The organism is Deltaproteobacteria bacterium RBG_16_64_85 (assembly GCA_001798885.1).
In the GTDB taxonomy this organism is placed as follows: domain Bacteria; phylum Desulfobacterota; class Deferrimicrobia; order Deferrimicrobiales; family Deferrimicrobiaceae; genus FEB-35.
Genome location: MGQW01000012.1, coordinates 1 through 5,090, shown reverse-complemented (window position 1 = coordinate 5,090; position 5,090 = coordinate 1). Strand labels below are relative to the sequence as shown.

The 5,090-nt window shown below is 66.6% G+C and carries 7 protein-coding genes; all 7 read right to left on the bottom strand.

Annotated features, from left to right (window positions below; all coding sequences use genetic code 11):
• Positions 1 to 1,015, bottom strand: a 1,015-nt coding sequence (locus tag A2Z13_02560) for a hypothetical protein (GenBank protein OGP80798.1), incomplete at its 3' end; no start/stop codon positions are given.
• A gap of 29 nt (positions 1,016 to 1,044) precedes the next feature.
• Complete coding sequence (locus A2Z13_02555) at positions 1,045 to 1,953, bottom strand: methionyl-tRNA formyltransferase (GenBank protein ID OGP80799.1); 909 nt, start codon at positions 1,951 to 1,953, stop codon at positions 1,045 to 1,047.
• A 46-nt stretch (positions 1,954 to 1,999) separates the two neighbouring features.
• Complete coding sequence (locus A2Z13_02550) at positions 2,000 to 2,470, bottom strand: peptide deformylase (GenBank protein OGP80797.1); 471 nt, start codon at positions 2,468 to 2,470, stop codon at positions 2,000 to 2,002.
• Positions 2,442 to 3,398 carry a hypothetical protein gene (locus A2Z13_02545; GenBank protein OGP80796.1) on the bottom strand — a complete coding sequence of 319 codons (957 nt, stop codon included), beginning with the start codon at positions 3,396 to 3,398 and terminating at the stop codon, positions 2,442 to 2,444. The genes A2Z13_02550 and A2Z13_02545 overlap by 29 nt, the downstream gene beginning before the upstream one ends.
• A 3-nt stretch (positions 3,399 to 3,401) precedes the next feature.
• Positions 3,402 to 4,493: a hypothetical protein gene (locus tag A2Z13_02540; protein OGP80795.1), complete on the bottom strand. Its 1,092-nt coding sequence runs from the start codon at positions 4,491 to 4,493 to the stop codon at positions 3,402 to 3,404.
• Positions 4,490 to 4,846 carry a two-component system response regulator gene (locus A2Z13_02535; protein OGP80794.1) on the bottom strand — a complete coding sequence of 119 codons (357 nt, stop codon included), beginning with the start codon at positions 4,844 to 4,846 and terminating at the stop codon, positions 4,490 to 4,492. Before A2Z13_02535 ends, A2Z13_02540 begins: the two co-directional genes overlap by 4 nt.
• Positions 4,847 to 4,862: 16 nt before the next feature.
• The gene (locus A2Z13_02530) at positions 4,863 to 5,090 is read right to left on the bottom strand and encodes a hypothetical protein (protein OGP80793.1); all 228 of its coding nucleotides are present in this window, start codon (positions 5,088 to 5,090) and stop codon (positions 4,863 to 4,865) included.

Genomic DNA, 5,090 nt, shown 5'->3' with positions numbered 1-5,090 from the left:
GATCGGCCGGATCGAACCTCCACTTCGCGTCGGGATTTCGCCGGATGACTCCCATCCCGGTGCACGGGGCGTCCACCAGAATCTTGTCGAACCGCTCCGACGAGGCCGGCAGCGGGCCCGCGGAAAAATCGTGCACGGCGGTCGCTATCCCGTTTGCGCCCAGGCGCGCCACCGTTTCCCGGAGAATTTTTTCGCGGCCCGCGGAGACGTCCACAGCCAGGATGCGCGCCTTGCCCGAGGAGAGCGCCGCGAGGTGCGTCGTCTTGCCCCCGGGAGCGGCGCAGGCGTCGAGCAACTCCTCCCCTCTCCCGGGAACGAGAAGCGGGGCGATCAGCTGCGCCCCCTCGTCCATCACGAGGTATGCCCCCGAGCGGAAGCCGGGATCGGCGTGCACCCCCCCGGGCTTGCCGAGAAGAATTCCGTGGCTTGCATACCGGCAGGGAACGGGATTCATGCCGGCCTCGGAGAGCCGGGCCATCAGCGCATCGCGGGAGGTCCGGAACGCGTTGGCCCGCACGACGAAAGGCGGTTTTTCCAGGGAGGCCGCAAGGAAGGAAGCCGCCTCCTTCTCGCCCAGCGAACGGAGGAGAGCATGATAGAGGGAAAGCGGCGCGGCGAGCTCCACCGACTTCCGCAGCGGACCTTCCCCGCCGGGCAGAACCGGTGTCCTCTCCGCTCGGACCATCGACCGGAGCACGGCGTTGACCAGCCCGGCAGGCTTCTCCCCCCGGGTACGCTTCACCGCCGCGACGGTCTCGAAGATCGCCACCCGCTCGGGAATGCGCGTGTACAGCAGCTGGTAGGCGCCCAGCCGCAGGGCGTTGCGCACCAGAGCGTCGGTCTTTTCCATCGGACGGGAGAGATGGGGGGAAAGGGAAACATCGAGGGTGCCCCGGCGCCGGAGCGTTCCCATCACCAATTCGGTCAGAAGCGCCCGGTCGCGGGCGTCGGGGAAGCCTCCTTCGCGAAGCGCGCGGTCAAGGAGAATGTCGGCGTACGCCCGCCCCCGGTCCACGCGGGAGAGGATCGCAAGCGCCGCCTCCCTTACGGGGATAACCGCTCTCCTTTCTTCACGCGGTGCCCCCGGGCATAGTCCCGGGAGGACATCGCCCTGCCGCCCTCCGGCTGTACCATCCCGAGCGCAATCGCCCCTTCGCCGCAGGCGACCACGACCCCTTCGTGGCCGACATCGAGGATCTCGCCCGGTTCTCCCCGCGCCTCGCGAACCGACGCCGAAAGGATCTTGAGCACTTTCCCCGCGTGGGACGTGCAGGCGGAGGGCCACGGCGTCATCCCCCGGATCAGGTTCCGAACCTCGCCGGCGGGCCGCGACCAGTCGATCCGCCCGTGCTCTTTTTTCAGCATCGGTGCGTAGGAGGCCAGCGCGTCGTCCTGCGGCGTTTCCGCAAGCGTCCCCTCGTGGAGCTTCCGGAGGGCCTCGGAAAGCGCTTCCGCGCCCAGGAGGGAGAGCTTGTCGTAAAGCGTCCGTGCCGTGTCCTGGTCGGCGATCGGCATCTCCCGGACGAGGAGCATCGGCCCGGTATCCATCCCGACGTCCATCTTCATGATGGTCACGCCGGTCACCGTCTCTCCCCGGGCGATCGCCCAGTTGATCGGTGCGGCCCCCCGGTATCTCGGAAGAAGGGAGGCGTGCACATTGATGCACCCGTGCGCAGGGATATCCAGGATCGATTCGGGGAGAATGTGGCCGTACGCCGCCACGACGATCAGGTCGGGCTCCTCCGCTGCGATCCTCGCCACGGAGTCCGGATGCTTCGCTTTTTCGGGCTGGAACACCGGCAGCCCCAGTCGTTGGGCCTCCACCTTCACGGGGGACGGCGAAAGGGTCTGACCCCGCCCGGAGGGGCGGTCGGGGTTGGTCACCACGAGCGTGATGTTTTCGGATTTCGCAAGCGCGAAAAGGGATGGGACGGCGAACGCCGGCGTCCCCATGAAGACCACCCGGAAGGGGGTCACGTATTTATCGGCGGCTTTGCCACTACCTCGCGGGAGCGGCCGCGGCGGGAATCCGGTCGATGAACAGGACCCCGTCGAGATGATCGATCTCGTGCTGCAGGGCACGGGCCAGGAAACCGCGCGCAGCGATCTGAACCGGGCGGCCCTGCTCGTCCAGCGCCTTCACGAGGACGAACTCGGCCCGGGGAACGACGCCCTCGATCCCCGGGAGGCTCAGGCACCCCTCCGTCCCCTCCTCCAGCCCCCTGCTCTCCACGATCTCGGGATTGACGAGCGCCAGGGGGGCGACCTCCTTTTCCACGTGGGAAATGTCCACGATGATCACGCGCTTCCCGACTCCGAGCTGCGGCGCGGCCAGCCCGACTCCGGAGGCGGCGCGCATCGTCTCGAACATGTCGCGGATCAGCTCCCGGACCTTTTCGTCCACCCGGGAAACGGGAGCTGCCTTCTTCAGGAGGAAGGGGTCAGGGTAGATAAGTATGTTCCGCTGCATCTGGATCTGCCTTCTTCGCCGGATAGAAACGGACGATGTTTTTTCCGCTTTCCTTTCCCCAGTATAGCGCCCGGTCGGCGTTGCCTACAAGGTAGTCCACCGACAGGTCCACCCCCGGGTAGACCGAGGAGACCCCGAACGTCGCGGTCAGCCGGATGGGCCCGGGCTCCACCTCGAAGACGCTTTCCCGCACGATCCCGTGGGCCCTGCCCGCCGCCTGGATCGCCTGCGATGGATCCGCATCCACCAGGAGCCACGCGAACTCGTCGCCGCCGAGCCGGGCCACCGAATCGTACGTCCGTTTCGCCCGGTTCAGCACCGTTCCGAACTGCCGAATCACGTTATCCCCCACGGGGCGGCCATAGGCGTCGTTGATCTTCTTGAAATCATCGATATCTACAATGATGCAGGAAAGGGGCCGCCCGATGCGGCGGGCCATCTCGATATGGCGGGCGACGTCTGCGGAGAAATGCCGGCGGTTGGGCAATCCCGTAAGGTCGTCCAGCATGGCCTGCTCGCGCAGCGTTCGGTTCGAATTGAGCAGGGACTGGTAGAGAGCACCGTAATGCAGGAGGGGCGCCGCCTTCTCCATCAACAGCTCCGGGGAGATGTCGGCGGAAATCACGATGTCCGCCCCCGCCTCCCGGAACCTTGCCGCGCGCAAGAGAGCGTTCCTTCCACCGACCAGGATGACGGGGACGCCCGTCGACCCTTCCCGCTCCCTGAAGCGGCGAAGGAGAGCAACCTCGTCGGTGACGGCACCGTGCTCGCCGAGAAAAACGCCGGCCAGGCCCGGACAGGACAACTGGGCGTCCACGAGCCGCGACCAGGAGGGGGCTTCCTCCACGCGGTACCCTTCCGCGGCAAGGAACGGGACGATGCGCCGCAGCACGGGCCACAAGGGCCGCGCGACCAGGACGGTGGTCATCGGCTAGCTTTTCTCCCCTTCTTCTCCCAGGACATGGGCGTTCTTCAGGGCCACCGCGGCCGCGTTCCCGAAGGCGTCCAGCAGCTCCAGGTCCTCCTCCGCAAAGGCCTCCGGTTCGTAGTGATCCAGGTTCAGCACCCCCACGACCTCGTTCCCCCACTTGATCGGGACCGCCATTTCGGACCGCACCTTCGGGTTCGCCTCCACGTACCGGGGATCCGTGCGGACGTCGGGGACCAGGACGGGCCTCCCTTCCCTGGCCACCCATCCGGTGATCCCATGGCCGACCGGAAGGAGCATCGTCTCCTTGACGCCCTCGCCGAGCCCCCGCTCCGCCTCGATGCGCAGGGTCCCGGATTTCTTGTCGATGAGGATCACCGAGCCGCTGGACGCGCCCATCAGTTCCGTCGCGCGGTCGACGATGAGCTGGAAGAGGACAGAAGGATGGTGCTCCTCGCTGAGCGCCCGGCTGATCTCCAGGATCGCCGCGATCTTTTTCGCCTTTCGGTCGAGGCGGGACACCAGGTGGGCGTTCTCGAGCGCCACCGCGGCGAAGTTGGCCATCACCGACAACAGCTTCAGGTCGGCTTCCGAGAGCTGTCTCCCGTCCAGCGGAGTGGCGGCCGCCAGGATTCCCACGACTCCGGAGGATCCCTTGACCGGAGCGGCGAGGAATCCCCGTACGTCGAGGCGGCGCATCAGCCGAAGGAGCTTCCGCTCCGGACCCAGCCTCGCCTCGGAGACGATCATCCCCTCCCCGCTCTCGAGAATCTGCGAAAAAACGTTGTCATGGACTTCCTGGCGGTACTTCTCGAACTGTCTTCCGCGCGGGATTCCGGCGATCGAACGCGGGACCAGGTACTCCTGGCCGGGCGTCTTGAGCAGGAGGATGGACCGCTCGACGCGCAGGATGGAGGCCGAAGCGGAGACGATGAGGTCGAGACTGCGCTGCACGTCCCCCGCAGGAGCGCTCATCGCCTTCGAGACTTCGTAGAGCCCCGAGGTCAGCGCCCCGGCCAGCGAGACTTCCCTCGGAGGGACGGTCGTCTGCTTCTTCCCCCGCAGCGCCTCGTAGAGGACCGAGAGAACCGTCATTTCCTTCCCAGAAGCTTGCGCACGGTCTGCTTGAGCTCGGTGACGTCCGCCGACTTCACGATGTAGGCGTCCGAGGCCCACGTGCTGAAGTCCTGCTTGAACTCGCCGAACGCCGTCAGCAGAAGGACGGGGACCGACGGGTTCTTCTCGCGGATCCGCCGCAAAACCTCGATCCCGTCCATGCCAGGCATCATCACATCCAGCGTCACGAGGTCGGGGCGGAACGACTCGAACTTCGCCAGCGCCTGGAACCCGTTCTCGGCCATTTCCACCCGGTACCCCTCTTCGGCCAGCTCGTCCCGGTAGAGCTCCCGGATGTTCTCCTCATCGTCCACCACCAGGATCTTCTTCATCGAAACTCCTCCCGCGTCAGCGGTTCCGGCGAAGCCGGCTCATCGGTTCCGCCCTCCTTATCTTGCGCTCCTCTTCCTTGCCCGCGGCTTCCCCCCACCGGGGATAGAGTGCGGAGCCGACCCCCACCCGGGAGAGAATGCGCGATACCACGAAATCGACCAGATCCTCGACGGAGGCGGGGCGGTGGTAGAACCCCGGGCAGGCCGGGAGGATCTCCGCCCCGGCGCGGGACAGGGCCAGCAT